Source organism: Chelatococcus sambhunathii, assembly GCF_001418005.1.
GTDB classification, from domain to species: domain Bacteria; phylum Pseudomonadota; class Alphaproteobacteria; order Rhizobiales; family Beijerinckiaceae; genus Chelatococcus_A; species Chelatococcus_A sambhunathii.
On the sequence record NZ_LIOL01000001.1, the window covers coordinates 517,058 to 543,743 of the forward strand.

21 protein-coding genes and 1 tRNA gene are annotated in these 26,686 nt (G+C 68.2%); 11 read left to right on the top strand and 11 right to left on the bottom strand.

Translation table 11 applies throughout. The annotated features are described in order from the left end of the window. Positions 1–16 precede the first annotated feature (16 nt). Positions 17–1,840: a M3 family oligoendopeptidase gene (locus ASC46_RS02445; protein ID WP_055457918.1), complete on the bottom strand. Its 1,824-nt coding sequence runs from the start codon at positions 1,838–1,840 to the stop codon at positions 17–19. Positions 1,841–2,051: 211 nt separating this feature from the next. Between ASC46_RS02445 and ASC46_RS02450 the strand changes: the two genes are divergently transcribed. From ASC46_RS02450 to ASC46_RS02460, 3 genes are all read left to right on the top strand, one after another. Then, positions 2,052–3,536 (top strand): sigma-54-dependent transcriptional regulator, encoded by a 1,485-nt coding sequence (locus ASC46_RS02450; RefSeq protein ID WP_055457684.1) that lies wholly within the window; start codon positions 2,052–2,054, stop codon positions 3,534–3,536. Between the two features lie 98 nt (positions 3,537–3,634). Further along, positions 3,635–5,350 carry a L,D-transpeptidase family protein gene (locus ASC46_RS02455; protein ID WP_055457685.1) on the top strand — a complete coding sequence of 572 codons (1,716 nt, stop codon included), beginning with the start codon at positions 3,635–3,637 and terminating at the stop codon, positions 5,348–5,350. Between the two features lie 264 nt (positions 5,351–5,614). Next, positions 5,615–7,213, top strand: a complete 1,599-nt coding sequence (locus ASC46_RS02460) for a peptidoglycan L,D-endopeptidase MepK (RefSeq protein ID WP_055457686.1) — start codon at positions 5,615–5,617, stop codon at positions 7,211–7,213. Between the two features lie 80 nt (positions 7,214–7,293). Here ASC46_RS02460 and ASC46_RS02465 read toward each other — a convergent pair whose 3' ends face one another. Further along, on the bottom strand, positions 7,294–7,545 hold the full coding sequence (locus ASC46_RS02465) for a DUF2312 domain-containing protein (protein WP_055457687.1): 252 nt from the start codon (positions 7,543–7,545) through the stop codon (positions 7,294–7,296). A 147-nt stretch (positions 7,546–7,692) separates the two neighbouring features. Then, entirely contained in the window at positions 7,693–8,001 is a 309-nt protein-coding gene (locus ASC46_RS02470) for a DUF1244 domain-containing protein (protein WP_055457688.1), read from the bottom strand. Between the two features lie 113 nt (positions 8,002–8,114). Between ASC46_RS02470 and ASC46_RS02475 the strand changes: the two genes are divergently transcribed. The 4 genes from ASC46_RS02475 (at position 8,115) to pyk (ending at position 12,446) form a co-directional block, all read left to right on the top strand. Then, the gene (locus ASC46_RS02475; RefSeq protein WP_055457689.1) at positions 8,115–9,047 is read left to right on the top strand and encodes a DMT family transporter; all 933 of its coding nucleotides are present in this window, start codon (positions 8,115–8,117) and stop codon (positions 9,045–9,047) included. A 60-nt stretch (positions 9,048–9,107) separates the two neighbouring features. Beyond that, complete coding sequence (locus tag ASC46_RS02480) at positions 9,108–10,427, top strand: glycerate kinase type-2 family protein (RefSeq protein WP_055457919.1); 1,320 nt, start codon at positions 9,108–9,110, stop codon at positions 10,425–10,427. 88 nt (positions 10,428–10,515) lie between these two features. Further along, on the top strand, positions 10,516–10,989 hold the full coding sequence (locus tag ASC46_RS02485) for a DUF1036 domain-containing protein (RefSeq protein WP_082464665.1): 474 nt from the start codon (positions 10,516–10,518) through the stop codon (positions 10,987–10,989). Beyond that, complete coding sequence (gene pyk / locus ASC46_RS02490) at positions 10,986–12,446, top strand: pyruvate kinase (protein ID WP_055457691.1); 1,461 nt, start codon at positions 10,986–10,988, stop codon at positions 12,444–12,446. Before ASC46_RS02485 ends, pyk begins: the two co-directional genes overlap by 4 nt. Before the next feature lie 87 nt (positions 12,447–12,533). On the opposite strand, the gene ASC46_RS02495 is transcribed toward pyk, so the two are convergent. The 4 genes from ASC46_RS02495 to cpdR form a co-directional block, all read right to left on the bottom strand. Continuing rightward, positions 12,534–13,166: a tetratricopeptide repeat protein gene (locus ASC46_RS02495; RefSeq protein ID WP_071924127.1), complete on the bottom strand. Its 633-nt coding sequence runs from the start codon at positions 13,164–13,166 to the stop codon at positions 12,534–12,536. 148 nt (positions 13,167–13,314) lie between these two features. After that, positions 13,315–13,440: a type B 50S ribosomal protein L36 gene (ykgO, locus tag ASC46_RS02500; RefSeq protein ID WP_019401092.1), complete on the bottom strand. Its 126-nt coding sequence runs from the start codon at positions 13,438–13,440 to the stop codon at positions 13,315–13,317. Positions 13,441–13,494: 54 nt separating this feature from the next. Next, positions 13,495–13,569: transfer RNA gene (locus ASC46_RS02505), tRNA-Val, on the bottom strand. A gap of 86 nt (positions 13,570–13,655) precedes the next feature. Next, positions 13,656–14,015: a cell cycle two-component system response regulator CpdR gene (gene cpdR / locus ASC46_RS02510; RefSeq protein WP_019401091.1), complete on the bottom strand. Its 360-nt coding sequence runs from the start codon at positions 14,013–14,015 to the stop codon at positions 13,656–13,658. Positions 14,016–14,329: 314 nt separating this feature from the next. Between cpdR and ASC46_RS02515 the strand changes: the two genes are divergently transcribed. Beyond that, positions 14,330–15,220: an N-formylglutamate amidohydrolase gene (locus ASC46_RS02515; RefSeq protein WP_055457693.1), complete on the top strand. Its 891-nt coding sequence runs from the start codon at positions 14,330–14,332 to the stop codon at positions 15,218–15,220. Between the two features lie 183 nt (positions 15,221–15,403). Here ASC46_RS02515 and ASC46_RS02520 read toward each other — a convergent pair whose 3' ends face one another. Beyond that, the gene (locus ASC46_RS02520; RefSeq protein WP_245280443.1) at positions 15,404–16,690 is read right to left on the bottom strand and encodes an MFS transporter; all 1,287 of its coding nucleotides are present in this window, start codon (positions 16,688–16,690) and stop codon (positions 15,404–15,406) included. A gap of 153 nt (positions 16,691–16,843) precedes the next feature. Between ASC46_RS02520 and hisN the strand changes: the two genes are divergently transcribed. After that, positions 16,844–17,626, top strand: a complete 783-nt coding sequence (gene hisN / locus ASC46_RS02525; protein WP_055457695.1) for a histidinol-phosphatase — start codon at positions 16,844–16,846, stop codon at positions 17,624–17,626. On the opposite strand, the gene ASC46_RS02530 is transcribed toward hisN, so the two are convergent. After that, positions 17,593–18,579 carry an alpha/beta fold hydrolase gene (locus ASC46_RS02530; RefSeq protein WP_055457696.1) on the bottom strand — a complete coding sequence of 329 codons (987 nt, stop codon included), beginning with the start codon at positions 18,577–18,579 and terminating at the stop codon, positions 17,593–17,595. The genes hisN and ASC46_RS02530 overlap by 34 nt on opposite strands. Positions 18,580–18,773: 194 nt before the next feature. Between ASC46_RS02530 and ASC46_RS02535 the strand changes: the two genes are divergently transcribed. Beyond that, on the top strand, positions 18,774–19,244 hold the full coding sequence (locus ASC46_RS02535; protein ID WP_055457697.1) for an Hsp20 family protein: 471 nt from the start codon (positions 18,774–18,776) through the stop codon (positions 19,242–19,244). 121 nt (positions 19,245–19,365) lie between these two features. Here ASC46_RS02535 and ASC46_RS02540 read toward each other — a convergent pair whose 3' ends face one another. Further along, positions 19,366–20,043 (bottom strand): PepSY domain-containing protein, encoded by a 678-nt coding sequence (locus ASC46_RS02540; RefSeq protein WP_055457698.1) that lies wholly within the window; start codon positions 20,041–20,043, stop codon positions 19,366–19,368. Positions 20,044–20,161: 118 nt separating this feature from the next. Continuing rightward, positions 20,162–21,226: a threonine aldolase family protein gene (locus ASC46_RS02545; protein ID WP_055457699.1), complete on the bottom strand. Its 1,065-nt coding sequence runs from the start codon at positions 21,224–21,226 to the stop codon at positions 20,162–20,164. Positions 21,227–21,827: 601 nt separating this feature from the next. Here ASC46_RS02545 and gltB point away from each other — a divergent pair. Further along, on the top strand, positions 21,828–26,540 hold the full coding sequence (gene gltB, locus ASC46_RS02550) for a glutamate synthase large subunit (protein WP_096335174.1): 4,713 nt from the start codon (positions 21,828–21,830) through the stop codon (positions 26,538–26,540). Positions 26,541–26,686: the final 146 nt, after the last annotated feature.

Consider the following 26,686-nt stretch of genomic DNA (forward strand, 5'->3'; position numbering starts at 1 on the left):
GGCCACGGAATGCTTCTCAATCCTCCAGTCCTTCCAGTTCGGTGATCAGCCGGTCGACCATACCGAGGCCGATCTGCCAGAAGGCCGGGTCGCGCGCGTCGAGGCCGAAGGGGGCGAGCAGTTCGGAATGATGCTTGGTGCCGCCAGCCGCGAGCATGGCGAGATAGCGCTCGGCGAAGCCCTCGCGCGCGCCCTCGTAGACGCCGTATAGCGAATTCACCAGGCAGTCGCCGAAGGCATAGGCATAGACGTAGAACGGCGAGTGAATGAAGTGGGGGATGTAGGCCCAGAACACCTCGTAGCCCGGGCGCAGGTCGACGCTTGGACCCAGGCTCTCGGTCTGCACCTTCAGCCACAAGTCGCACAATCGCTCCGAGGTCAGCTCGCCGGCCCGCCGCTCGGTATGGACGTGCCGCTCGAAGGTGTAAAAAGCGATCTGCCGCATCACGGTGTTGATCATGTCCTCCACCTTGGCGGCGAGCATGGCCTTGCGCTGGCGCTTGTCGCTCGTGGCATCGAGGAGGCGGCGGAAAGTGAGCATCTCGCCGAAGACGGAAGCCGTCTCGGCCAGCGTCAGCGGCGTCGGCGCCATGAGTGCGCCGTTGGGGGCCGCGAGCACCTGATGCACCCCATGGCCGAGTTCGTGGGCGAGCGTCATCACGTCGCGCGGCTTGCCGAGGTAGTTGAGCAGCACATAGGGGTGCGCCGAGGGCACGGTCGGATGCGCGAAGGCGCCCGGGGCCTTGCCGGGCCGCACCGGTGCATCGATCCAACGCTCGTCAAAGAAGCGGCGCGCGATGTCGGCCATCTGCGGTGAGAACTCACCATAGGCGCCGAGCACGGTGTCGCGCGCCTCCTCCCAGCCGATGGTGCGCATCTCCACCTTGGGCAGCGGCGCATTGCGGTCCCAGTGCGCCAGCTTGTCCTTGCCGAACCAGCGCGCCTTGAGCGCGTAGTAGCGGTGCGACAGGCGCGGATAGGCCTGTTGCACGGCCTCGACCAGCGCTTCCACAACCTCGCGCTCGACGCGGTTGGCGAGATGGCGTGAATCGGCCACGTCCTCGAAGCCGCGCCAGCGGTCCGAGATCTCCTTGTCCTTGGCAAGCGTGTTCGTGACAAGCGTGAAGATGCGCAGGTTGGCGCGGAAAACTTGGGCCAGCGCCTCAGCGCCGGCCCGGCGCACCTCCTCCTGCGGCTCCTGCAGCTTGTTGAGGGTCGGCTCGAGCGTCAGTTCCTCACCGTCGACGGTGAAGCGCAGCGAGGCGATGGTCTCGTCGAACAAGCGGTTCCAGGCCGCCCGGCCGGTGACCGACTTCTCATGGAAGAGCTGCTCGATCCTGTCGTCGAGTTGGAAGGGCTTGTCCTTGGCGATGTCCTCGAGCCACGGGCGCCAGTGGGCGAGCGGCGCCTTGGAGGCCGCCTCCGCAAGGACCTTGTCGTCGATGCGGTTGAGTTCGAGCGTGAAGAACAGGAGATCGGAGCTTGCTGCCGTCAGGCGCTCCTGCGTGTCGCCATAAAACTTGCCGCGCTTGGGGTCTGTCGTGTCGCCCGAGTAGACGAGCCCGGCGTAGGACATGAGGCGGCCGAGAAGATCCTCCAGCTTTTCGTAGCGGGCGACCACAGCCGCCAGTTGCTCGCTCGCATCCGGTGCCGCCGCCATCGCCGCAAGCTTGCCCCGGTAGGCGGCGGCGAAAGCCTTGCATTCCTCCTCGGCCCGCGCGAGATCGTCGGCGAAGGCCTGGGACTCCATGCCCGGATAGAGATGCGACAGGTCCCATTCCGGCAGGCCGCCGAGCGTGTTGCCGTCCCGCGCCTGCGCGCCCGTGCTGCTGATCGTCATCGTCTTCCTGTCGTTGTCCATAGGTCCCGCAGGTTCCTACCGACCCACGGACCGATTCCGTTTCTGGCCGATCATCGGGCTTTGAATCGCGATGATCAACGCCGCGACGGCAGACAGGATCCGTCTTCGGCACACGGCTGCGTTAACAAGAGCTTTACCGTTCTCGCCCAGCATCGCCCCGAAACGGAACACAGCCGGGCGATTGAGCGAGATGACGACGATCCTGATCGTGGACGACGACCCGGTGCAACGCCGCCTCGTCGAGGGCATGGTGCGGCGCTTCGGCTATGAGCCGCTCATCGCGAGTTCGGGCGAGGAGGCGCTCACGCTGATGGCCGGCGGCCAGCCGCCCGTCGATCTCGTGCTGCTCGATCTCGTCATGCCCGATCTCGATGGCATGGGCGTGCTCTCGGCGATGCGCGAGAAGGGTATCGCGCTACCCGTCATCGTGCAGACCGCGCACGGCTCCATCGAAACCGTCGTCTCGGCCATGCGGGCGGGAGCGGCGGACTTCGTCGTCAAGCCGGTGGGGGCGGAGCGCCTGCAGGTTTCCATCGCCAATGCCCTGCGCACCGATGCGCTGGAGGACGAGATCCGCCGCATGAAGCGGCGCGTCGAGGGCGCCCTGTCGATCCGCGACATCGCCACGCGCAGCGAGGCCATGCGCCGGGCGCTGCACCTCGCCGAGCGCGCGGCCCGCTCCGGCATCCCGGTGCTCATCGAGGGCGAATCGGGCGTCGGCAAGGAGGTGCTGGCCCGCGCCATCCAGGGCTCGGGCGAGCGCAAGGGCAAGCCCTTCGTCACCGTCAACTGCGGCGCCATTCCCGAGAACCTCGTGGAATCGACCCTGTTCGGCCACGAGAAAGGTGCCTTCACCGGCGCCACCGAGAAACATGCCGGCAAGTTCGTCGAGGCGAACGGGGGCACGCTCTTCCTCGACGAGATCGGCGAATTGCCACTCGATGCACAGGTCAAGCTCCTGCGCGCCATCCAGGAGGGCGAGGTCGATCCGGTCGGCGGGCGCCGGCCGGTCAAGGTGGACATCCGCCTGATCTCGGCGACGAACCGCAGCCTGCTCGACCTCGTCAAACAGGGCCGTTTCCGCGAGGATCTCTACTACCGCCTCAATGTCTTCCCGATGACCCTGCCGCCGCTGCGCGCGCGCCGTGAGGACATTCCGGAACTCGCTCTCGGCTTCCTCGCCCGGTTCGCCGCCGAGGAAGGCAAGCGCGTGCGCGCCATCGCGCCCGAGGCCATGGCACTCATCACTCGCTACGACTGGCCGGGCAACGTGCGCCAGCTCGAGAATGCGATCTTCCGCGCCGTCGTGCTCGCCGACGGGCCCGAGCTGACGGTAGCGGAATTCCCGCAGATCGCGAGCCAGGTCGAGGGCTACGCGATCGACATCCCGCCCGCCCCCGCGGGCCCTGCGCCCGCCCCTGCCCCGGCGCGCGAGATCGTCCATGTCGAGGTGCGCGATCCGGGCAGCCTGCGCCTTCTCGACGATATCGGCGAGGTGCGCCCGCTCGCCGACATCGAGGCCGACGCCATTCGCTTCGCCCTCAACCATTATCGCAGCCACATGTCCGAGGTGTCGCGCAAGCTCGGCATCGGCCGCTCGACGCTCTACCGCAAGCTCAAGGAACTGGGCCTCGCTGAGGCCCCCGAGGGGGACGCGGACGGATCCATCGAATGACGACAGCAGGTATGGCAGCACACGGTGCCGAACCCGTCAGCATGCGAATCGTTTACAAGACACTCGGTCCGGCCGGAACAGCGGGAAAGGGGGCACTCATGCGGGCAAGCACTGCCGCGTGCATCGTCGCCGTTGGCATCGGTCTTCTGACCGCTGCCATTACGGGCCGCGCAGCGGCCGAGCCGATCGTGCCGGCGCAATCCGCGAGCCTCGTCCTGCCCACCCCGCCCGCTGCGGCGGTCGATGTGAGGGACATCGCCCCAACGGAGCCCGAACCGCCCGCGTCCGCAGGCACGGGCACGCTCGCCCCGCCCGATCTCCCCGATATCGCGGTGTCGATCACCGCGGATGAGCCGTCCGTCGCCCTGGCCGGCCGCATCCTCGACGCGCGCGACTGGACGCTGCCGCGCCTCGGCGAGGAGCAGCGCGGGGCAATCCGCGCCTTCTATGAAGCGCGCGGCTTCAATCCCCTGTGGATCGCCGACGGCGCCTTCACGCCGGCGGCCCGCAAGATCATGGCGGCCCTGACGGACGCGGCGGCCGAGGGGCTCGACCCGGCGGATTATCCACTGCCGCAGATTGACGGTCTCGAGGGTTCCAGCCGCGGCAGGGCTCTCGCGGATGCCGACCTGAAGCTCAGCGCGGCCGCCGTCCTCTACGCCCGCGATGCGCGCGGCGGGCGCCTCGAGCCGACCAAACTCTCGAAGCTGCTCACTCCGACGCGCGAACTGCCGGAAGCAGGCGACGTGCTGGAGCGGCTCGGCGCAGCCACGGATCCTGGCGCGGCGCTCGCGGCCTACAATCCGCAGCATGCGCAATATGCTGCGCTGAAACGCAAGCTCGCGGAGGTACGCTCCGAACGGCCGGCGCAGACGCCCGTGGTGCGCGTGCCCAAGGGGCCGACGCTGCGGCTCGGCATGCAGGACGAGCGCGTGCCGCTCATCCGCGCCCGCTTCGGCCTCGACGTGACGCCGGACGGCGACCACACCTATGACGAGAAGGTGGCTGCGGCCATCGCCGATTTCCAGCGTGCGCACGGGCTCGCCGCCGACGGCGTCCTGGGCGCACAGACCCTGGCGGCGCTCGGTGGCGGCGAGACGACGAACGGACGCCTCGAGGCCGACATCATCGCCAACATGGAGCGCTGGCGCTGGCTGCCGGCCAACCTCGGCGACAGGCACATCTCCGTCAACATCCCCGCCTACATGGTCCGCGTGCTCGACCGGGGCGAGGTGATTCACGAGGCGCGCGTCATCGTCGGCAAGCCGGAGACGCCGACGCCCGTCTTCTCGGACGTGATGCGCCACGTCGTCGTCAATCCCTACTGGAACGTGCCGCCGTCAATCCTGCGCAAGGAGTTCCTGCCGCACATGGCCCAGGACCCGGATTATGCGGCGCGTCGCGGCTACGAGGTGATTCGGCGCGGCAACAGCATCTCCATCCGCCAGCCGCCGGGCGAGCGCAACGCTCTCGGCCACATCAAGTTCATGTTCCCCAACCAGCACGCCGTCTACCTGCACGACACGCCGAGCCGCTCGCTCTTCAAGCGCAGCGAACGTGCCTTCAGCCACGGCTGCGTGCGAGTGGACGATCCCTTCACCTTCGCCGAGATCGTACTTGGCGACGCCTGGCCACAGTCGCGGATGAAGAAGCTGATCGGCAAGGGGGAACGCCTCGTGCGTCTCCCCGAACTTATCCCCATCCATCTCACCTATTTCACCCTCATGGTCACCGACGAAGGCAAGCTCGTTCGCTACCCGGATATCTATAGCCACGACCAGCGTGTCGCGGCCGCCCTCCGCGATTTACACTGAACGTGGCGACAGGAGCGATCGATCGGCATTATTTTGCCATCGTCTCGCCTTAACCGGTTCTTGTCCGCAGCCGGTCCCGACGCTAACCTTGCGTTAAGGCTTTGCGGTAAGAGTTCGTTCATCGTTTGACTGACGGCCGCGTTCAAGGCCGTCTCAGCAACGGATGAGTTGGCTTTGTATTCGACACGCTTCAGGCAAGCGTTGTCCCGGGTGGGGCCTTGTTCGCGCGCGGCGTGCAAGATCCTGATCGCGTGCGCCGCGGTCGTGGCCGGGACCCGCAGTCTCCAGGATGCGGTCGCCAATGGCGACACGCGGGCGATCAGCCTGTACCAGACCCATACCAAGGAAAGCGTGACCGTTACCTTCAAGCGCAACGGGGTCTATGACCGCGAGGCGCTGGAGAAGCTCAACTGGATCCTGCGCGACTGGCGCCGGGACGAGCCAATCGCCATGGATCCCAAGCTGTTCGACGTGGCTTGGGCCGTGCACCGCGAGGTGGGCTCGCGCCAGCCGCTCCATGTCGTCTCGGGTTACCGGGCCCCTGAAACCAACGCCATGCTGCGCCGCCGCTCCAGCGCGGTCGCCAAGCAGAGCCAGCACATGCGCGGCAAGGCGATGGACTTCTACCTGCCGGACGTCAACATGGCCCAGGTGCGGGCCATCGCCATGCGCCTGCAGCGCGGCGGCGTCGGCTATTATCCGACGGCCTTCAACCCCTTCGTGCATCTCGACGTCGGCAGCGTGCGCTCGTGGCCGCGCATGACGCGCGACCAGCTCTCGCGCCTCTTCCCCGACGGCAAGACCGTCCACATCCCCGCGGATGGCCGGCCGATGGAGGGCTACGAACTCGCCCGCGCCGAGATCCTGTCGCGCGGCGATGCGGTCGCCGGCTCCTATTCGGCCTATGCCGAGGCCGAGACAGCCCGGCCAAGCGGATCGCGCAAGAGCTTCTGGGCCTCCCTCTTCGGCCTCGACGAGGAGGAGGATGAGGATTTCGCCAAACCGAGCGGCAATGCGCGCACAAGGGTCGCCACTGCCGAAACCGCGCCGGCGGGGGGCGATGCCGCCGTCGCCGCCGACAACAGCAACGTGTCCTTCTTCCTGCGCGACCGGCGCGGCGGCGGTGCACCGACAGCGCAGCCACAGCCCCCCCGACCCACCGCAGTCGCGGCGGCGCCTCAAGCGGAGCCACTGGTCCAGGCGCCCACCGCGGTACCGGCAGTGGTGCCGCTGCCCCAGGCGCGGCCGGACGGCATCGCCCCTGCGGCGGTCCCGTCCGCCGAGGCACCTGTCGCGCTCGCCATGGCGCCGGTGCCCCCGCGGCGGCCTGAGGACGCCATCGCTTCCGTCAATGCCATTGCCGCAACGGCGGTCGTTGCGAACGTTCCGGCGCCGCCGAGCCGACCGGTGAGCTTCGCCGCCGCCGGCCTCGGCTCGCAGGAGATCGGCACGCGCGCCTCATCCGACGAGAGTGGCGCGCTCGCCGCCCTCGCCGCGGCGGCATCCGCCCGTCCACCGATGACCCGCGTTGCCGGCCTCGTGCCGATGGCCTATGCGGCGGCCGACGTGCCGGTGCCGCCTATCCGCCCCCTCGCCACCGCCGCATCGCCGGCTGTCGCCGAAGAGGCGAGGCCCACGCCTGCCACGCCCCGCCCGGTCGCCGCAGCGGCCGTCCCGCGCGTCCTGCGCCCCCTGTTCGGCGGCGACCCGGTCGAGCCGCCGACCCCCTCGTCGCGCATTGCGATGGCCCATGCGGCAGCCTCGTCGCCCCCGCGCCCCCTGCCGGCGAGCCGGCTAGCGGCAGCGGCCTTCACGCTCGCGCTGCCGCTTCACGCCGACGGTCCGGAGGCACCGCAACCCTGAAGCGCAGCGACCCCAGACAACAAGAAGCCCCGGCAGGACCGGGGCTTCTTGTTGGGCCGGTACGGCAGCCTCGCGGCACCTCACATGCCGAGCGCCTGCATGTAAAGTTCGAGGATCGCCTCTTCCTCCTGGCGCTCCTCCGGCGGCTTCTTGCGCATGCTGACGAGCCGGCGGATCGCCTTGGTATCGAAGCCGCGTCCCTTCGCCTCGCCGTAGACTTCCTTGATGTCGCCAGCGATGGCCGCCTTCTCCTCCTCGAGCCGTTCGATGCGCTCGATGAACTGCTTCAACTCCTCCGCGGCAACACCACTGTCGGCAACGTCGCTGACCATATGTCTCTTCCGTCTCACTGATGGATCATGGGCGACCGGCGGCCGCCCGCGCGCGAGCCGCGCAGACTAGTGGCTCCGGCGCGGATTGGAAGGGGCCGTGGCGGCCGAAATGTCTCGTGTCCCCGCTATCCCGATGTCAAGGCCGGATCAGCCGTGGCGATGGCCCGCCTTGGTGAAGGCTGCCTTCTGCTCCGGCGTCGCCTCCTTCTGGTGGCGCTCCTTCCAGTCCTCGTAGGGCATGCCGTAGACATGCTCGCGCGCATTGGCCCGGTCGAGCGTCAGCGAACGCTCGGCGGCCGCTTCCTCGAGCCAGTTGGACAGGCAGTTGCGGCAGAAGCCGGCAAGGTTCATGAGATCGATGTTCTGCACGTCGGTGCGCTCGCGCAGGTGCTTCACGAGCCTGCGAAAGACCGCGGCCTCCAGCTCGGTCATCGTATGGGCGTCGATCTGCTGCATTGCCGTGCTCCTTCCTCGCCGTCCGGCCGTTGCGAGGAACAATGGTGACGAAAGTCGCAACTTGCCATAGGAGGAGCGGGATCGCGACCTCCCTCGCAGACGCCGGTGCCCCCTTGAGCATCACCTCATCCTCGAAAGCCACGCATGCACCCTCGCCGCTCGCGCTCGGCGCCCTCCTCGCTGCGGCGCTCGCCATGGGCCTGTCGCCCGTCCTCGTGCGCCTTGCCGATGTCGGGCCGTTTGCCAGCGCCTTCTGGCGCGTGGCGCTCGCCTTGCCCATCCTCTGGGTCTGGATGCAGGCGGAAGAACGCGGCCGCGGGACCGCACGGTCACGACCCTTCGGGCGCGGCACCGTGCTCGCCGGCCTGTTCTTCGCCGGCGACCTGTTTTTCTGGCATCTCGCCATCATGAACACGACGATCGCCAATGCCACCTTTTTCGCGACGATGGCGCCGCTCTTCGTCGTGCTGGCGAGTTGGCTCGTGTTGCGTCGCCGTGTCGCCGGCCCGGTTCTCATCGGCCTCGCCTTCTGCCTCGCGGGCGGGGCGGCCCTCATCGGCCAGAGCCTCGATATCGCGCCGCAGCGGCTCGTGGGCGACGGCTTCGGCATCGCCACGGCCGTCTTCTTCGGCTTCTACTTCCTCGCCATCGAACATGCGCGCAAGACGACCGGAGCTGCCCGCGTCACCTTCGAATCGAGTCTCATCACCGCCGCCATCCTGCTCGTCGTGGCCTTCGTCATGGAGCCGCACATCCTGCCGCGGAGCAGCTGGGGCCTTGCCGTCCTCGTCGCGCTCGCCTGGTTCAGCCATGCCGGCGGCCAGGGGCTGCTCGCCTTTGCCCTCGGGCACCTGCCGGCGACCTTCTCCTCCCTCGTCATCTTCCTGGAAGCGGTCTTCGCCGCGGCCTTCGGCTGGCTGATCGCGGGCGAGGCCTTGACGCTGGTGCAAACGGCCGGCGGACTGCTCATCCTGTTCGGAATCTGGCTCGCGCGACCGAAAGCTCCGCGCACCGCAGTGGAACGACAATCGCCGGTGCCGCACTAGGGTCGGGTGCCGGGAGGAACGAGGGAGAACGAGATGGCCGAAGGCTTGGGCGACAAAGGCATGGCGCACCCGGCGTACCTGTCGGGTCCCGTCGGCGCGCGCCGCGCGGTGCTGGAGGCGGTCTTCGAGGCGGCCGTCGCCGCGGCCCACCCGCGCCTCTGCCTGCCGCAGCACCTGCCTCCCCCGCCCGCGAACGGGCGCATCATCCTGCTCGCCGCCGGCAAGGCCGCCGCATCGATGACGGTCGTCGCCGAGGAATTCTACGAGAGCGAATACCGCCTCCCGCGCGAACGCATGACTGGCATCGCCGTGACACGGCATGGCTATGGCCAGCCAACGCAACGAATCGAGATCGTCGAGGCCGGGCATCCCGTGCCGGACGCCGCCGGCCTCGCCGCGACGGAGCGGGCGCTCGCCCTTGCCGCCGGGGCGCACAAGGAAGACCTCGTGCTCGTGCTTCTGTCCGGCGGCGGCTCTGCCAATTGGATCGCGCCGGCCGGCAACCTGACGCTGGCGGAAAAGCAGGCCATCACGCGCGCACTGCTGCGCTCCGGCGCATCGATCGATGAGATCAACGCCGTGCGCAAGCACCTGTCGCGCATCAAGGGCGGGCGCCTCGCCCGCTGCGCCGCTCCGGCGACGATCCTGACCCTCGCCATATCCGACGTGCCCCGCGACGCCCCCTCGACCATCGCCTCCGGCCCGACGGTGCCTGACCCGACAACACTCGCCGAGGCGCGTGCCATCGTCGCCCGACGCGGCGTTCCGCTGACCGCCTCGGCCGCAGCGCTGCTCGACGATCCGGCGAACGAATCTCCAAAGGCCGGCGACCCAGCCTTTGCGCGCAGCCGCTTTGAGATCATCGCCCGCCCGGCCGACTCCATCGCTATCGCGGCGCGCACCGCGCGGGAGAACGGCTACGAGCCCATCGTCCTGGGGGCCGACCTCGAGGGGGAGGCCCGCGAGATCGCAGCCAACCATGCACGGCAGGCGCTTGCCCTGCGCGAAGCCGGCCGCCGGGCCGCCATCATCTCGGGCGGGGAACTGACGGTCACGCTGAAGGGTAAGGGACGCGGCGGCCCGAACCAGGAATACGCCCTCGCGCTCGCCCTCGCCCTCGACGGCGCGGCGGGCATCTGCGCCCTTGCCGGCGATACCGACGGCACGGACGGCGGCGGCGGTGCCGCGAGCGACCCGGCGGGCGCCATCATCGACGAGACCACGCTCGCGCGCGCATGCAGCCTTGGCCTCGATCCCGCCGCATCTCTGGCCGACAACGATTCGACGCGCTTCTTCGAAGCCCTCGGCGACCTTCTCCTGCCCGGTCCCACACGCACCAACGTCAACGATTGTCGCGTGATACTCGTCGACGACCGCTAGGACGCGCCGGTACGGACAACGAAGAGGCGCGTTGACATTCCGCGCCGCGACGCTCAAGACCTGTATCGATTAGATGCTTGATTGGCCGATGAAACTCACCCAGCTTGCCCCCATGTCCCGGCTGCGAAAGTTCGCCCTCGGCGCCCTCGCCCTCGCGTGGCTCGCGCTTGTCATCGGGGCCGTTTCGCCTGCCCGGGCGGACCTGCGCATCTGCAACATGACCGGGGCGCGCGTCGGCGTCGCGCTCGGCTATCGCGACGCCCAGGGCTGGATGACCGAAGGCTGGTGGAACATCGACGAACGCAAATGCGAGACGCTGCTCAAGGGGCCGCTCGCCGGGCGTTTCTACTACATTTACGCTCTCGACTATTCCGGTGGCGGGGAATGGGGCGGCCGCTCCTTCCTGTGCACGCGCGACCGCGAGTTTTCCATTCGCGGCATCGACAACTGCCTCGCCCGGGGCTACGAGCGGACCGGGTTCTTCGAGGTCGACACGGGACAGCAGAAGAGCTGGACCATCCAGCTCACGGACAGCAACAGAGCAGCCGAGGTGCGTAGATGAGACGGATGCGGCGCGTAAAGATCTTGGCCACCCTCGGACCCGCGTCCAACGACCCGGCCATGATCGCCCGGCTGCATGAGGCCGGCGCGGACGTCTTCCGCATCAACATGAGCCACACCTCGAAGGACGATCTCGCCGAGCGCGTTGCCGCCATCCGTGCCGTCGAGCAACGCGCGGGCCGGCCCATCGGCATCCTCGTCGACCTGCAGGGACCGAAGCTGCGCATCGGCACCTTCGCCAAGGATGCCGAGATGCTGTCGGCGGGCGAGCGCTTCGTCCTCGATGCCGACCCCAAGCCCGGCACGTCCAAGCGCGTGCACCTGCCGCACCCCGAAATCCTCGCGGCGCTCGAGCCCGGCCATGCCGTCATCATCGACGATGGCAAGATCCGGCTCGAGGTGGAGAGCGTCGGCAAAGGCAAGGCCACCACGCGGGTCGTGGTGGGCGGCAAGATCTCCAACCGCAAGGGCGTCAGCCTGCCCGACACCACTATCCCAGTCTCGGCCATGACGGAGAAGGATCGCACCGATCTCGAGGCTGCCGTCAACATCGGGGTCGACTGGATCGCGCTCTCCTTCGTGCAGCGGCCGGAAGACATCGCGGAGGTGCGCAAGGTCGCGCGCGGGCGGGCGCTCGTCATGGCCAAGATCGAGAAGCCGCAGGCGGTTGCCCGGCTCGACGAGATCATCGAGGTCTCCGATGCGCTGATGGTCGCCCGCGGCGATCTCGGCGTCGAGATGCCGCTCGAGAAGGTGCCCGGCATCCAGAAGCTCATCACGCGCAGCGCCCGCCGCTGGGGCAAGCCGGTCGTCGTGGCCACGCAGATGCTGGAATCGATGATTACCTCGCCGGTTCCGACACGTGCCGAGGTGTCGGACGTCGGCACCGCCGTCTTCGAGGGCGCGGACGCCATCATGCTGTCGGCCGAGAGCGCGGCAGGCCAGTACCCGGTCGAGGCGGTGGCGACGATGAACCGCATCGCCGTGGAAATCGAGCGCGACAGCAACTACCGCGCCATCATCAACGCCCAACGCGCCGAACCCGAGGCGACGGGCGCCGATGCCATCGCCTCCGCCGCGCGCTCGATTGCCGAGACGCTCGACCTCAAGGCTATCGTTGCCTGGACCTCCTCCGGCGCCACGGGTCTGCGCATCGCGCGCGAGCGCCCGCAGACACCCTTGCTCGCCCTGACGCCGAATGCCGATGCGGGTCGGCGCCTCGCCCTCGTGTGGGGCGTGCATCCCATCGTGACCGAGGATGCCCGCGACATCGACGACATGGCCGACCGCGCCTGCGACATCAGCCGCGATGCCGGCTATGCCGAGGCCGGCCAGCGCGTCATCATCGTCGCGGGCGTGCCGTTCGGCACGCCCGGTGCGACGAACATGGTGCGCGTCGCCTTCGTCGCGCAGGATGGCGGTGCGCTCGGCCACGGTAATACATCGCGACGGCCCTGATGCCGAAGCGGCGGGCACGCTAGGCCGCTGACAGGCCGACGCGGGCGGCACGCTCACCCGCGGGGGCTTGCTGGACCTGCTGCCCGATCAGATATCCCGGCCGTCGACGTCCGGCGCCAGCCGCGCGACGGCGGCCTTCACCGCCTCGAGATGCGGGTGGACGGCCAGCGCCTGCCGATAGGCGCGCAGGGCGAGCGCCTTCTCCTCGTCCACCTCGAAGAGCCGGCCGAGGGCCGTCCACGCCTCGTAGTGGCGCGGTTCGCGAGCGATGGCCTGCTGCAGGTCGAGAATGGCCTGCCGGCGATCCCCCAGCATGCCGAAGAGCGTCGCGCGCTTCGCCCAGGCCTCGGCCCAGCCCGCCTCGATGACGACGACCCGGTCGAGCAATTCGATCGCCAGCGGCGGGTTGCCGGAGCGCGCGGCGACGAGCGCTCGGCTCATCAGGAGGTCGGCCGTATCGGAGCCGGAGCGCAGCCACTGGCGCTCGATGAGGCGGGCGATGCCAGCCGCCTCGGCTGCGTCACGGCTGTTGCCAAGACGCGCGAACAGCTGGTCGAGCTGGGCCGCCCGTCGCGCCGCGGGCGATACAGGCCGTTCTGCGCTCTGGGGTGGCTCCCGCGGCTCGGAGCCTTGCGACTGGGCTGCAATGCCACTCCACGGCGAAACGGCAAGGGCCATCCCCATCGAAAGAAGCACCAGCGGGCGGACTGCGCGTGTCATGCGACAGAGCCTAACGCGCCCAGGCTCCGGGGCAAAGTCCCGCGCAGACACGTCGCCGTGAATTGCAACCCGTCACCCCAACACCAAAAGCCCGGCGTCACCGCCGGGCTCTTCGTTGTTCATGCAAGACCGCCGAAGCGGCCGGGCGTCAGCCCTGGCGCGCCTTGAAGCGCTTCTGGGTCTTGTTGATGATGTACACGCGACCCTTGCGACGGACCAGCTGGTTGTCGCGGTGGCGCTCGCGCAGAGACTTGAGCGAATTGCGGATCTTCATCGTCCGATCTCCGTCCGGCGCGGCTCCATCGAACCTTGGCCGTCCTTCAAAAAATGGTGGGCGCGACAGGGATCGAACCTGTGACCCCTACGATGTCAACGTAGTGCTCTCCCGCTGAGCTACGCGCCCTTCGAACGACGCTTTCGCGACGTCCTCATGTGGGCCGCGGATATAGCGGCTTGCGGCGAACTGCGCAAGCCGCCCACGAAAAATAGTCAGGCGGCGAGCAACTTTTCCACTTCCGACACGAGTTCGCGCAGGTGGAAGGGCTTGGACAGCACCTTGGCGTCCTTCGGCGCCTGCGAATCGGGGTTGAGCGCCACCGCCGCGAAACCCGTGATGAACATCACCTTGATGTCCGGGTCGAGTTCGGTGGCCCGGCGCGCGAGCTCGATGCCGTCCATCTCCGGCATGACGATGTCGGTGAGCAGCAGTTCGAACGGCTCCTCCCGCAGGCGATTGTAGGCCGACAGCCCGTTGTCGAAGGACACCACCTCGTAGCCAGCATTCTGCAGGGCCTTGACGAGGAAGCGCCGCATGTCGTTGTCGTCTTCGGCGAGAAGGATCTTGCTCATGGCGCACGCGTCGAAAGTGATCGGGCGGGCCGCGGGCTCGGATCTGCCGTGCCGCGCTGCCCGGACGAAAGGTTAGTGGCACGTCCGTCGTCGGACAATGCTCTGCCCGAACCGCCGACGCCGTGCCTTATCGTCTAGACACGCTCCTCGTAAAAAAGCGGTGAAAAAGGGAGCGCGGCACACCGCCGGTCACGAATCGCACGCGCTCATGGCCATGCGGCGATGGACGACACGCCGGCAAATCGGCCACAATCATCGTTCGAGACGGCCCGCCCGCGAGGGCCGTCGTCCCCGTAGCAGCGTCGTGGTCCCCGATGTCGTCTCCGATCGAGCCGGAACTCGCAATCCCCTTCACGGTCGTCGAACCATCCGATCAGACTGTGCCGCTTGTCTTCAACGCCCCTCACGCCGGCGCCGTCTATCCTCAGAGCTTCGTCGACGGCGCCCGGCTTGATCCACTCGCCCTGCGCCGTTCGGAAGATGCCTATGTGGACGCGCTCTTTGCCGGCATGGGCGCGCTTGGCGCCCCGATGCTCGTCGCCCGCTTTCCCCGCGCCTATCTCGACGTGAACCGCGAGCCCTATGAGCTCGACCCGCGCATGTTCGACGGCCGGCTGCCGCCCTATGCCAACACACGCTCGCTGCGCGTCGCAGGCGGGCTCGGCACCATCCCGCGCATCGTCGGCGACGGGCAGGAGATCTATCCCGGCAAGCTGCCTGTGGCCGAGGCCATGCGCCGCATCGAATGGCTCTACAAGCCCTACCATCGCGCCCTCCGCCAGATCGTGATGCGCACCCAACGCCGGTTTGGCTCGGTGCTGCTCGTCGACTGCCACTCGATGCCCTCTTCCAGCGTGACCCGGGACGAGAATTCGCGCGCCGACATCGTCATCGGCGATCGGTTCGGCACGAGTTGCGCGGCGGCGACCAGCGACAGGGTGGCGCAGTCCTTCGAGCGTCTCGGCTATCGCGTGGCCCGCAACCGCCCCTATGCCGGGGGCTTCATCACGGAGCACTATGGCGAGCCCGCAGCCGGCCGGCATGCCCTGCAGGTAGAGATCAACCGCAGCCTCTACATGGACGAGCGGACCATGCAGCGCACAGAGGGCTTCGCCCGCCTCGCATGCGACATCACCGAAGTCTTCTCCCTCATCGCAGCGACGGCCTGCACGGACCTCACCGAACGGCGCCTGGCGGCTGAGTAGCGCACGCTTGCCGACAGGCCCGTCAGCCAGGCACCAGGCAAGAAAAAAGGCCGCACACTTGCGTGCGCGGCCCAAGTCTAGGGAGGAAACGCCCAAGGAGGGCAGCGGCACCGCGACGGAACATCGCCGTACCGCACTGCAACAACATGCCACCGCACCGCACAAAAAGCAAGGGTGATTGACCTATTTTTTTGTGCCCCCGGGATCGCGATCCCGGCCGGGGTGGGGGTCGTGTGCGAGGACGTAGGTAATGAGTGCGGCCGCAATTGCAAGGGCCAGCAAGGAAAAGACAGCCTTGTAGGCCTCTTGTGGATAGTGCCCGAGGGGGCCACGACCGAAGAGATCCATAAGCCGACCCGTCACCGTCTGCATCACGAAGACGCCGCCCATGGTGCCGATGTTCATCAGCGTGATGCCGCGGCCGATAAGATTTTGAGGGAAAAGAGATTTCCCGTGCGCCATGACGGGCGGCGTATAGGCCACGGCCGCCCCGAAGGCGATAAGCCAGACGAGCACCGAGACCGGGCCGAGAGGCATGAGGGCAGCGTAGGCGAGGCATGCGATGGTTGCAGAGGCGCCGAGCACGACCGGGGGTTTGTATCCGCGGAGGAGCCGATCCGCCGCGCCCCACAGGAAGAGGGCGGCGATCTGCGTCGCCGACGCCGCGAAGAGCGCGACACCGCGCCGCTCGAGGTCGAAGCCGTAGACGTCGCTCAGAAACGGGCCCGCCCACAGGCCGATGACCGTGCCGAAGGCCGCATAGCCGGTCGCGTGCATCAGGAAGAGCGGCCAGAACGAACGCACGCGCACCGCCTCGCGCACGCCGGCGAGCGCCATGCGCCAAGATTCGCGGCCAGCCCATGCGGTGACGGCGGGACCGCGCACGCCGAGGAAGACCGCGAGGCCCGCCGCCGCCGCAAAGGCCGCGACGACGAGGAAGCTCGCCCGCCAGCCGATCGATTCGGCGGCGAAGGCGAGCGGGGCGGTGGCGGCGAGCGTGCCGAAATTGCCGATGCTGAGCTGGATGCCGGTAAGGAAGGCGAAGCGCTCGGGCGGGAAGAGGCGGGCATAGATGGCGAGCGGCGCCATGAAGAAGCTAGAGCAGCCGATACCTAGGAGAAGCCGCGCGCCGACGAGCATCGTCGCGTCCCGCGCCAGCGCGAAGAGCAGGACACCGGCCACCGCGATGAGGGAACACACCAGCATGACGCGACGCGGCCCGTAGCGATCGATGGAGATGCCAACCGGGATCTGAGCGGCCGCGAAAGTCAGAAAGAAGCCGCTGGAGAGAAGCCCGAGGTCGGTGGCGGTAAGCGACAGGTCCGCGGCGAGGTTCGGCGCAATGACTCCGATGGAATTGCGCAGGAATTGACTGACACTGTAGATGCCCGCAAGCACCGCGATGAGCAGCGCCGCCTGGCTTCCCACCGGCGCCGCGCCTACGCCCGTCGGAATCTGGCTGTCCTTCATGCCCGTTCCTCCCGCCCTGCGCTCCACCGGACGCATGGCCTCTCGTTCGTTCCTCTCTTTCTAAACGGCTCCGCCCGCGATAAGACCCCTCTGCAACGCAGCCCTGCCCGCATGAGGTGCGAGGCTCGTGCACGGCTGGCGGAGGGGATGGGAATGGCAGCGGTCGACTTCAGCGCCTTCATGGACGAGCTTGCAACCGTGTCCGGGCGCGCCATCCTGCCGTTTTTCCGCACCGCACTGATGGCGGAGAACAAGGCGCTCGGCGACAGGTTCGACCCGGTGACGGAGGCCGACCGGGCGGCCGAAGCCGCCATGCGCCAGCTCATCCGCCGGCAGTTTCCCCAGCACGGCATCTGCGGCGAGGAATTCGGTGACGAGCGCCTGGATGCCGACTACGTTTGGGTGCTCGACCCGATCGACGGCACGCGCGCCTTCATTTCGGGTCTGCCGCTATGGGGCACGCTGATCGGCCTCACCCACCGCAGCGCACCCGTCTACGGCCTCATGCATCAGCCTTTCACGGGCGAGCGCTTCTACGGCGGCGGCAGAAGCGCCGGCTACAAGGGCCCGATGGGTGCGCGCACGCTCAAGACGCGACGCTGCGCGAGCCTGGCCGAGGCAACCCTCTCCACCACGTCCCCCGCCCTCTTCGCGGCGAACGAGCGCCCGCGCTACGAGCGCGTCGAACGCGAGACGCGCCTCGTCCGTTACGGCTATGACTGCTACGCCTATTGCATGGTCGCGGCCGGCCACATCGACCTTGTCATCGAGGCCGGACTGAAGCCCTATGACATCGTCGCCCTGGTGCCGATCATCGAAGGAGCCGGCGGCGTCGTCACCAACTGGCAAGGTGATTCGCCGGCGGCCGGGGGCGCGGTTGTCGCCGCAGGCGACCCGCGCATTCATGAGGCGGCGCTCAAGCTGCTCTCGGCCTGATCCGGCAGCGCCCCGTCCGACCCCGGCACAAAGGCGTCGAAGGCGGCCCAGAACTGGTCACGAATGTCGTCGCGTTCCATGAGGATCTCGTGCCGGGCCCCGGGGATCACGATGGCGCGGCCCGTCTTGAGGCGGGCGGCGAAACGTTCGATCGCCGGCGTCGAGACGACCGGATCGGCCCCGGCCGCGACGACGAGCACCGGCGTCCTGATCTCGAGCACGAAGTTCGGATCCGCGAAGGCACCCATGGCGCGATAGGCTGCGTCGAGCCATGCCACCGTCGGATCGCCTATGGCGAGCGCGGGCGCCCGGGCGGCCACCTCGGCATTGCGCGCATAGCGCACCGGGTCCGACGTCAGCCGATTGCCTGCGAAGGGCTTCGTCGAGATCGACGTGGCACCGCCGCCGGGAACATAACTCGCCCCGAAACCGCAGGCATCGAGCATCTCGGACAGGAGGCGTGCGGCACGCGGCCAGGGCACCATGGCGATGTCGATCATCGGCGCGACCGTCACGAGGCGGGCGAAGGGGGTCTTCTTCCCCCTCATGGCGTGGAGGAGGATCGTCCCGCCCATGGAATGGGCGAGCACGAAGTAAGGCGGTGGACAGCGCGGCAGGACGACCTGATCGACGACGGCCGCAAGGTCGCGCTCATAGAGGGAGAAGTCGTCGACGTGGCCTTTGCGCGGGTCGGCAAGGTCGCGCTGCGAGCCGCCCTGGCCGCGCCAGTCGAAGGCGACGACCGTAAAGCCGCGGCGGCGCAGGTCCGCCACCGTCTCGAAATATTTCTCGATGAACTCCGCCCGCCCCTGAACGAGGCAGACGGTGCCGCGGGTCCGGCGCGCTGTCGGCCGCCAGCGCACGGCCCGCAGCACGACGCCGTCGGCGGTGGTCACCGGCGTTATCACCGGCTGGCTCGGCACCGGGTTCAGCTCTGTAGCGACGAGTTCCATCGCCCCTCCCGCCGCGGTTTGCGGCCATTCCACCCGGTTATAGCCGCTGCACCCGCCTCATCGCCACAGGTCTTGAAAGACCGCCCGGGCGCCACCAACTCTCTGCCGTGCAGGCCGCTGACGGCTGCACGGTGGGATGCCCGGCCGGTTCAGGCGGGCATTGTCCGCATATCGCTTCAAATGGAGGATGTGCCATGCGTCAATTCGATCTGTCCCCCCTCTACCGCTCGACGGTCGGCTTCGACCGTCTGTTCTCGATGCTTGATCAGGTTGCCGGCGTCGACAGCTCCCCGAGCTATCCGCCCTACAACATCGAGCGCACCGGCGAAGATGCGTATCGCATCACGGTAGCCGTCGCCGGTTTCGCCAGCGATGATCTCGCCATCGAGACGAAGAACAACACACTGACGATCCGCGGCGAGAAGAAGGTCGCCGAAGGTGCCGAGAGGCCCGAAATGCTCTACCAGGGCATCGCGGCCCGGGCGTTCGAGCGCCGCTTCCAGCTTGCCGACCACGTCCAGGTGACCGGTGCCGCGCTGGAGAACGGTCTCCTGCACGTCGACCTCGTCCGCGAGGTGCCGGAGGCGATGAAGCCCCGCACCATCCCCATCGCGACGAAGCCGGCGAGCGTGGCCATCGACGCGAAGGTCGCGGAAGCCGCATAACACGGCAGCCATGGTCCGCCAGAGGGACCATGGACGATCCCAGAAAACAGACGAGGCGCCGGGCCTTCCGGCGCCTTTTGTCGCGTGCATTGGCAGCGGTGCATGCGGCCGGCGGCCGGCGTCAGAAAGGCGCGCTGGGCAGGATCTTCTCGCCAGAGGCCGGGCCGCCGATCTCATCGCCGTCATTGCCGATGACGTCGCCTGCCGGCGGCACGGGCGGCACCTCGGGCGGCGCGAGGACGACGCTCGGTCTCTCCTCAGCCTCGCCAGCCGCATCCGCCTGCCCGGAGGTCTCGGGCAGCCTCACGTCCCCGCGCGACGGCGGTAGCGGTGCGCGCAGCCCGAGCTCCTGGTCGCTAGGACGCGGCGGCGGCAGCGCCGCCATGCTCGGCTGGCGTTGCCGAAGCGGCACCGGCGCATAGATCTTGGTGCCACGGCCGGTATCGATCTCGACACCGATCTCGCCGCCGAACCTGTCGGGCGAATACGGCCGGAAGGGTTCCTCGGCCATGATGGTCGAGCGCAGCGGACGCGCATCGACGATGGCGCCCGAATAGGCGTCGATAAACAGGCGCATGCGCCAGCCATTCACGTCCGTGCCGTCGACGACGTAGAAGCCACGCGTCAGGCGCGGGCGGGAGATCTGGGCGAAGCCCTCCGAGCGCACCGAGCGCACCACCTCGCGCGGGCTCAGCGGCTCGTCGTAGACCTCCGGCGCGTAGTAGCCCTGGGCAAGAGCCACGCTCGACACCAGGGTAAGCGTCGCGACCGCCGCGAGAAGCCTGGCGGGGCGCCGCATTGGGCGCGATCCGGCAACAGGTGCAAACACGTCATCTGCCTCGTTCATTGCCACTCGTCACCCTCGTCTGTGCAACGGCATTGGGGCGGGCGTTTGGCGGCGCCGCGACAACGGCAGGTCAGGCGGCTGCCTGTCCGCCCGCGACGGCGAGAAAACGGTCGATGGCCGCCTCCGCCGTGTCGAAGGCCGTGACGAGACGCACCAGCACCTCCCCCTCCCCGGCCGCAACGCCCTCCGGCAGGCTGGACGTCACCCAGGGATGGTAGAGTGCCCCGGCAGCGCGCAGCGCCTCGTCCATCGCCTGCGGCAGGAAGACGAAGATCTCGTTGGCCTCGACCGGCAGGGCGACGCGGCAGCCGAGACGCGCGAGGCCCGCAGCGAGCCTGTCGGCCGCCGCATTGGCCCGGGCCGCGAGGTCGAGCCAGTGGCCATCGGCGAGATAGGCGTCGAACTGGGCACCGAGCAGACGGCCCTTCGAGAGGAGGTGGCCGCCGCGCTTGCGGCGCTGCGCCAAGTGCGCCGCCTTGTCGCGGTCGAAGACGATCACGGCCTCCGCCGCAAGACAGCCGTTCTTGGTGGCGCCGAAGGAGAGGACGTCGACGCCCGCGCGCCATGTCATGTCGGCAGGACTGACCCCAAGGCGCACGAGCGCATTGGCGAAGCGTGCGCCGTCCATGTGCACGCCGAGTCCGTGCCGGCGGGCGATGTCCGCGAGCGTCGCTATCTCGTCCGGAGTATAGACCGTGCCGGCCTCACTGGCCTGGGTCAGCGAGAGGGCCGAGGGAATGACCTGATGCGGCGGCCGGCCGGTCGGCGCGGCGAGATGCGCCGCGATCTCCTCCGCCGTGAGCTTGCCGAGCCGACCGGGAAAGCCGACGAGCTTGGCCCCGCCCGTGAAGAACTCCGGCGCGCCGCATTCGTCCTCGGCCACATGCGCCTCGGCGTGGCACAGCACCGCACCCCAGGGCGGGCAGAGGGTGGCGAGCGCCAGCGCGTTGGCCGCCGTGCCCGTGGCGACGAGGAAGACCGAAAGGTCGCGCTCGAAGATCTCCTTGAGCCGCGCCTCGACGCGCGCCGTATGATCGTCCGCCCCATAGGCGCGCTGGCTGCCGGCATTGGCGGCGACGAGCGCCTCCATCACCCGCGGGCTCGCGCCCGCCACATTGTCGCTTGCAAAGTTCATCCCGCCTGTGCTCCCGCTTGGAAGCGGAAGCTAGAACATGGCTCGCCCAGCGTGAAGCGCCGAGCGGTCATGGCCGCGCCGCGCCCGCCTCCCGATCGCAGGATCGAAACGGCCGGCCGGCCATGGATGCGCAATTAAATTACGCTGACTTCATCTCGTTCGTCACGATCGCAATCCAGGTTGGGCGTCCCGTATAAGTTTCGATCAAACGACTCGCAAATACCCGCTTGTCACCTTAGAAAAAATCTGGCAAGGTCCGCCCGGTTTAGGACAGCCTTGCTGTCCCATTCCGATGATTATCCGAGCCCGGCATCCGGTCGGGCCTTCCGCGAGCAAGACAAGGCAGGTCTTGGTTATGGCACGTCCGACGGCCGCCAAACGCGATACGAAACCTGCCGCCCGCACGACGCGGGCTTAGCGGGCGCGCCCCGGCTTTACGCCGCGAGACGCCCGCGAGGTGCGGGCGCAACGGAAACAGCGCGACCGGACCTCCAAGACCAACAAGAGGGTGCGTACGGGCGGGCAGCGACAGGCTGCCGGCACGGACCGGCGACCCCCGCGAGAGACGAACGACGTGGACAAGGCCGCCGCGGCGGCAACGATGGGGCAGAACATGAGCGCGACGAACGAGCAAAAGCTGGTCTCCAACCCGGCGCTGCTTCAGAAAACGCGCGCTGCGGACCCCGGTCTGCCGCCCGCACAGGGCCTCTACGACCCGGCGCGCGAACGCGATGCCTGCGGCGTCGGCTTCATCGCCCACATGAAGAATGAGAAGAGCCACGACATCGTCGCCAACGGCCTTGCCATTCTGAGGAATCTCGATCACCGCGGGGCTGTCGGTGCCGACCCCCGGGCGGGCGACGGCTGCGGCATGCTGGTGCAGGTGCCGGACCGTTTCCTGCGCGAGGAATGCGAGAAGCTCGGCATCGCCTTGCCACCGGCCGGCGAATACGCCGTGGGCCATCTCTTCATGCCGCGCGACGCGGAAGGCTTCGCCATCGTCAAGGCGACCCTGGAGCGCGTCACTGCCGAGGAGGGCCAGGTGCTCCTTGGCTGGCGCGACGTGCCGGTCGACCCCTCCGTGCTCGGCGAGAGCGTGAAGCCCACCGAGCCGCGGCACGTGCAGGTCTTCATCGGCCGCGGTGAGGGCGCGACGACACAGGACGACTTCGAGCGGCACCTCTTCATCCTGCGCAAGGTCGTCTCCAACGCGATCTACGACCTCAACGACCCGCGCACGGCCGGCTACTACCCGGTGAGCCTGTCGACACGCACGCTCGTCTACAAGGGCATGCTGCTCGCCGACCAGCTCGGCGACTATTACGCCGATCTGCGCGACCCGCGCTTCGAGAGCGCGCTCGCCCTCGTGCACCAGCGCTTCGCGACCAACACCTTCCCCACCTGGTCGCTGGCCCACCCCTACCGCATGGTGGCGCACAACGGCGAGATCAACACCCTGCGCGGCAACGTCAACTGGATGGCCGCACGGCAGGCCTCGGTCGATTCCGAGATCTTCGGCAACGACATCTCCAAGCTCTGGCCCATCTCCTACGAGGGCCAGTCGGACACGGCCTGTTTCGACAACGCGCTCGAGTTCCTTACTCAGGGCGGCTATTCGCTCGCCCACGCCATGATGATGCTGGTGCCCGAGGCCTGGGCCGGCAACCCGCTCATGGACGAGGAGCGGCGGGCCTTCTACGAGTACCATGCCGCGCTTATGGAGCCGTGGGACGGCCCGGCTGCCATCGTCTTCACCGACGGGCGTCAGATCGGCGCGACGCTCGACCGCAACGGCCTGCGCCCCGCGCGCTACCTCGTCACCGAGGACGGCCTCGTCGTCGGCGCCTCCGAGATGGGCGTGCTGCCCATCCCCGAGGAGAAGATCGTCGAGAAGTGGCGCCTGCAGCCGGGCAAGATGCTGCTCATCGACCTCGAAGAGGGCCGCATCGTCTCCGACGAGGAGATCAAGAGCGAGTTGAGCCGCCGCCATCCCTACAAGGAGTGGTTGAAGCGCACGCAAATCGTGCTGGAGGAGTTGCCACCGGTCCAGGCGCGTGAATCGCGCACGGACGTGAGTCTGCTCGACCGCCAGCAGGCCTACGGCTACACCCAGGAGGACCTCAAGCTCCTCATGCAGCCCATGGCCGTCACCGGCCAGGAGGCCGTCGGCTCGATGGGCACCGACACGCCGATCTCGGCCCTGTCGGACAAGCCGAAGCTGCTCTACACCTATTTCAAGCAGAACTTCGCCCAGGTGACGAACCCGCCGATCGACCCGATCCGCGAGGAACTCGTCATGAGCCTCGTCTCCTTCATCGGGCCGCGCCCGAACATTCTCGACCTCGAGGGCACCTCGCGCCGTAAGCGCCTCGAGGTGCGCCAGCCGATCCTGACGAACGAGGATCTGGAGAAGATCCGCTGCATCGGCCACAGCGAAGACCAGTTCGACACCAAGACGCTGGACATCACCTATCCAGCCGGCCAGGGGGCGGAAGGCATGCCCGGCGCCCTCGAACGCCTGTGCGAGCGCGCGGAGGCGGCCGTGCACGGCCGCTACAACATCATCATTCTCTCCGACCGGATGCTGGGACCGGACCGTATCGCCATCCCCGCGCTGCTCGCGACGGCAGCGGTGCACCACCACCTCATCCGCAAGGGGCTGAGGACCTCGGTCGGCCTCGTCCTCGAATCTGGCGAACCGCGCGAGGTGCACCATTTCGCCCTGCTCGCCGGCTATGGCGCCGAAGCGATCAACCCCTATCTGGCTTTCGATACGCTGGCCGCGATGCACGAGGCGCTCGACTTCCCAGAGGAGGTCGATGACCACGAAATCATCAAGCGCTACATCAAGTCCATCGATAAGGGCCTCCTCAAGGTCATGTCGAAGATGGGCATCTCCACCTATCAGTCCTATTGCGGCGCGCAGATCTTCGATGCAGTCGGCCTCAGAAGCGACTTCGTCGCGAAGTTCTTCTTCGGCACGGCCACCACCATCGAGGGCATTGGCCTTGCCGAGATCGCCGAGGAGACGGTGCGCCGCCACCGCGATGCCTTCGGCGACGTTCCTGTGCTGCGCAATTCCCTCGAGGTCGGCGGTGATTACGCCTACCGCCTGCGCGGCGAGGACCACGTCTGGAACCCGGACACGGTGGCGACGCTGCAGCACGCGGTGCGCCTCAACGCGCAGGACCGCTATCGCGAGTTCGCCCGTCTCGTGAACGAGCAGGAGAACCGCTTCAGCACCGTGCGCGGCCTCTTCCGCATCCGGACGGCCGCCGAGCGCGGCGCTCAGCCGGTGCCGCTCGAGGAGGTGGAGCCCGCGGCTGAGATCGTCAGGCGCTTCTCGACGGGCGCCATGTCGCTCGGCGCCATCTCCAAGGAGGCGCACGAGACCCTGGCCTTGGCGATGAACGCCATCGGCGCCAAGTCCAACACCGGCGAGGGCGGCGAGGATGCCGCACGTTTCCGGCCGTTGCCGGACGGGCGCTCCAAGCGCTCAGCCATCAAGCAGATCGCATCGGGGCGCTTCGGCGTCACCACCGAATATCTCGTCAATTCGGACATGATGCAGATCAAGGTGGCCCAGGGCGCCAAGCCCGGCGAGGGTGGCCAGTTGCCCGGCCACAAGGTCGATGCCGTCATTTCCCGGCTGCGCCATTCGACGCCGGGCGTCGGCCTCATCTCGCCGCCGCCGCACCACGACATCTACTCGATCGAGGATCTCGCCCAGCTCATCTTCGACCTGAAGAACGTCAACCCCGCGGCCGACGTCTCGGTCAAGCTCGTCTCCGAGGTCGGCGTCGGCACGGTCGCCGCCGGCGTCGCCAAGGCGCGGGCCGATCACATCACCATTTCGGGCTTCGAGGGTGGCACGGGGGCCTCGCCACTGACGTCCATCAAGCACGCCGGCAGCCCGTGGGAGATGGGCCTCGCCGAAACGCAGCAGACGCTGGTGCTCAACCGCCTGCGCGGCCGGGTACGCCTGCAGGTCGACGGCGGCCTGCGCACGGGTCGCGACGTCGTCATCGGCGCGCTGCTCGGGGCCGACGAGTTCGGCTTCTCGACGGCGCCGCTCATCGCCGCCGGCTGCATCATGATGAGGAAGTGCCACCTCAACACCTGCCCCGTCGGGGTGGCGACGCAGGACCCGGTGCTGCGCAAGCGCTTCAAGGGTCTGCCGGAACATGTCGTCAACTACGTCTTCTTCGTCGCCGAGGAAGTGCGCGAACTGATGGCCGAGATGGGCTTCCGCAGGCTCGAGGAGATGATCGGCCGCACCGACCTCCTCGACAAGAAGGAGGCCATCGACCACTGGAAGGCCAAGGGTCTTGACTTCACGCGCCTGTTCCACCGGCCCGAGGTCGGCCCCGACGTCGCCGTCTTCCACAGCGAGCGCCAGAAGCATCCGATCGACGACGTGCTCGACCTCAGGCTCATCGCGCAGGCGCGCGGCGCCATCGACGAGGGCACGCCGATCGTCATCGAGGAGACGATCCGCAACGTCGACCGCGCGACGGGCGCCATGCTGTCGGGCGAGATCGCCAAACTGCACGGCCACGAGGGCCTGCCCGAGGACACCATCACGGTGAACCTCAAGGGCACGGCCGGCCAGAGCTTCGGCGCCTTCCTCGCCGCCGGCGTCACGTTGCACCTGACGGGTGAGGCCAACGACTATGTCGGCAAGGGCCTCTCCGGCGGCAAGATCATCGTCCAGCCGCCGGCGGAAATGAAGGCGGTGCCGGAGCGCTCGATCATCGTCGGCAACACGGTGCTCTACGGGGCCATCTCCGGCGAATGCTATTTCCGCGGCGTCGCCGGCGAGCGCTTCGCGGTGCGCAACTCTGGCGCCATCGCTGTCGTCGAGGGCACGGGCGACCACGGTTGCGAATACATGACCGGCGGTGTCGTCGTCGTCATCGGCCCGACAGGCCGCAACTTTGCAGCCGGCATGTCCGGCGGCATCGCCTATGTGCTCGACGAGGACGGAACCTTCACCAAGCGTTGCAACCTGTCCATGGTCGATCTCGAACCCGTCGAGGAGGAGGAGGAGCTCATGGAGCGCCTGCACCACCACGGCGGCGACCTCGAGCACAAGGGCCGCATCGACGTGCTCGCCGACATGTCGGGCCACGACGAGGAGCGGCTGATGCAGCTCATCGCCAACCACCTGCGCTACACGGGCTCGACCCGCGCCAGGGCCATCCTCGACGACTGGGCGGGTTACCGCACCAAATTCGTCAAGGTGATGCCGGTCGAGTACCGGCGCGCGCTGCGTGAGATGGAGCGTCTGCGCACGCTGCAGGCGGCGGAATAAGGATATGGGACCGCGGTCCACCCTCTCCTTCGGGGGACGGGTCGGCGCCGGTGGCGCCGGGGTGGGGAGGCCGCGGTCCGGGCAGGAACCCCCTCCCGGCCGCTACGCGGCCGACCTCCCTCCGCCAGGGGGAGGTGGGTCGGCGG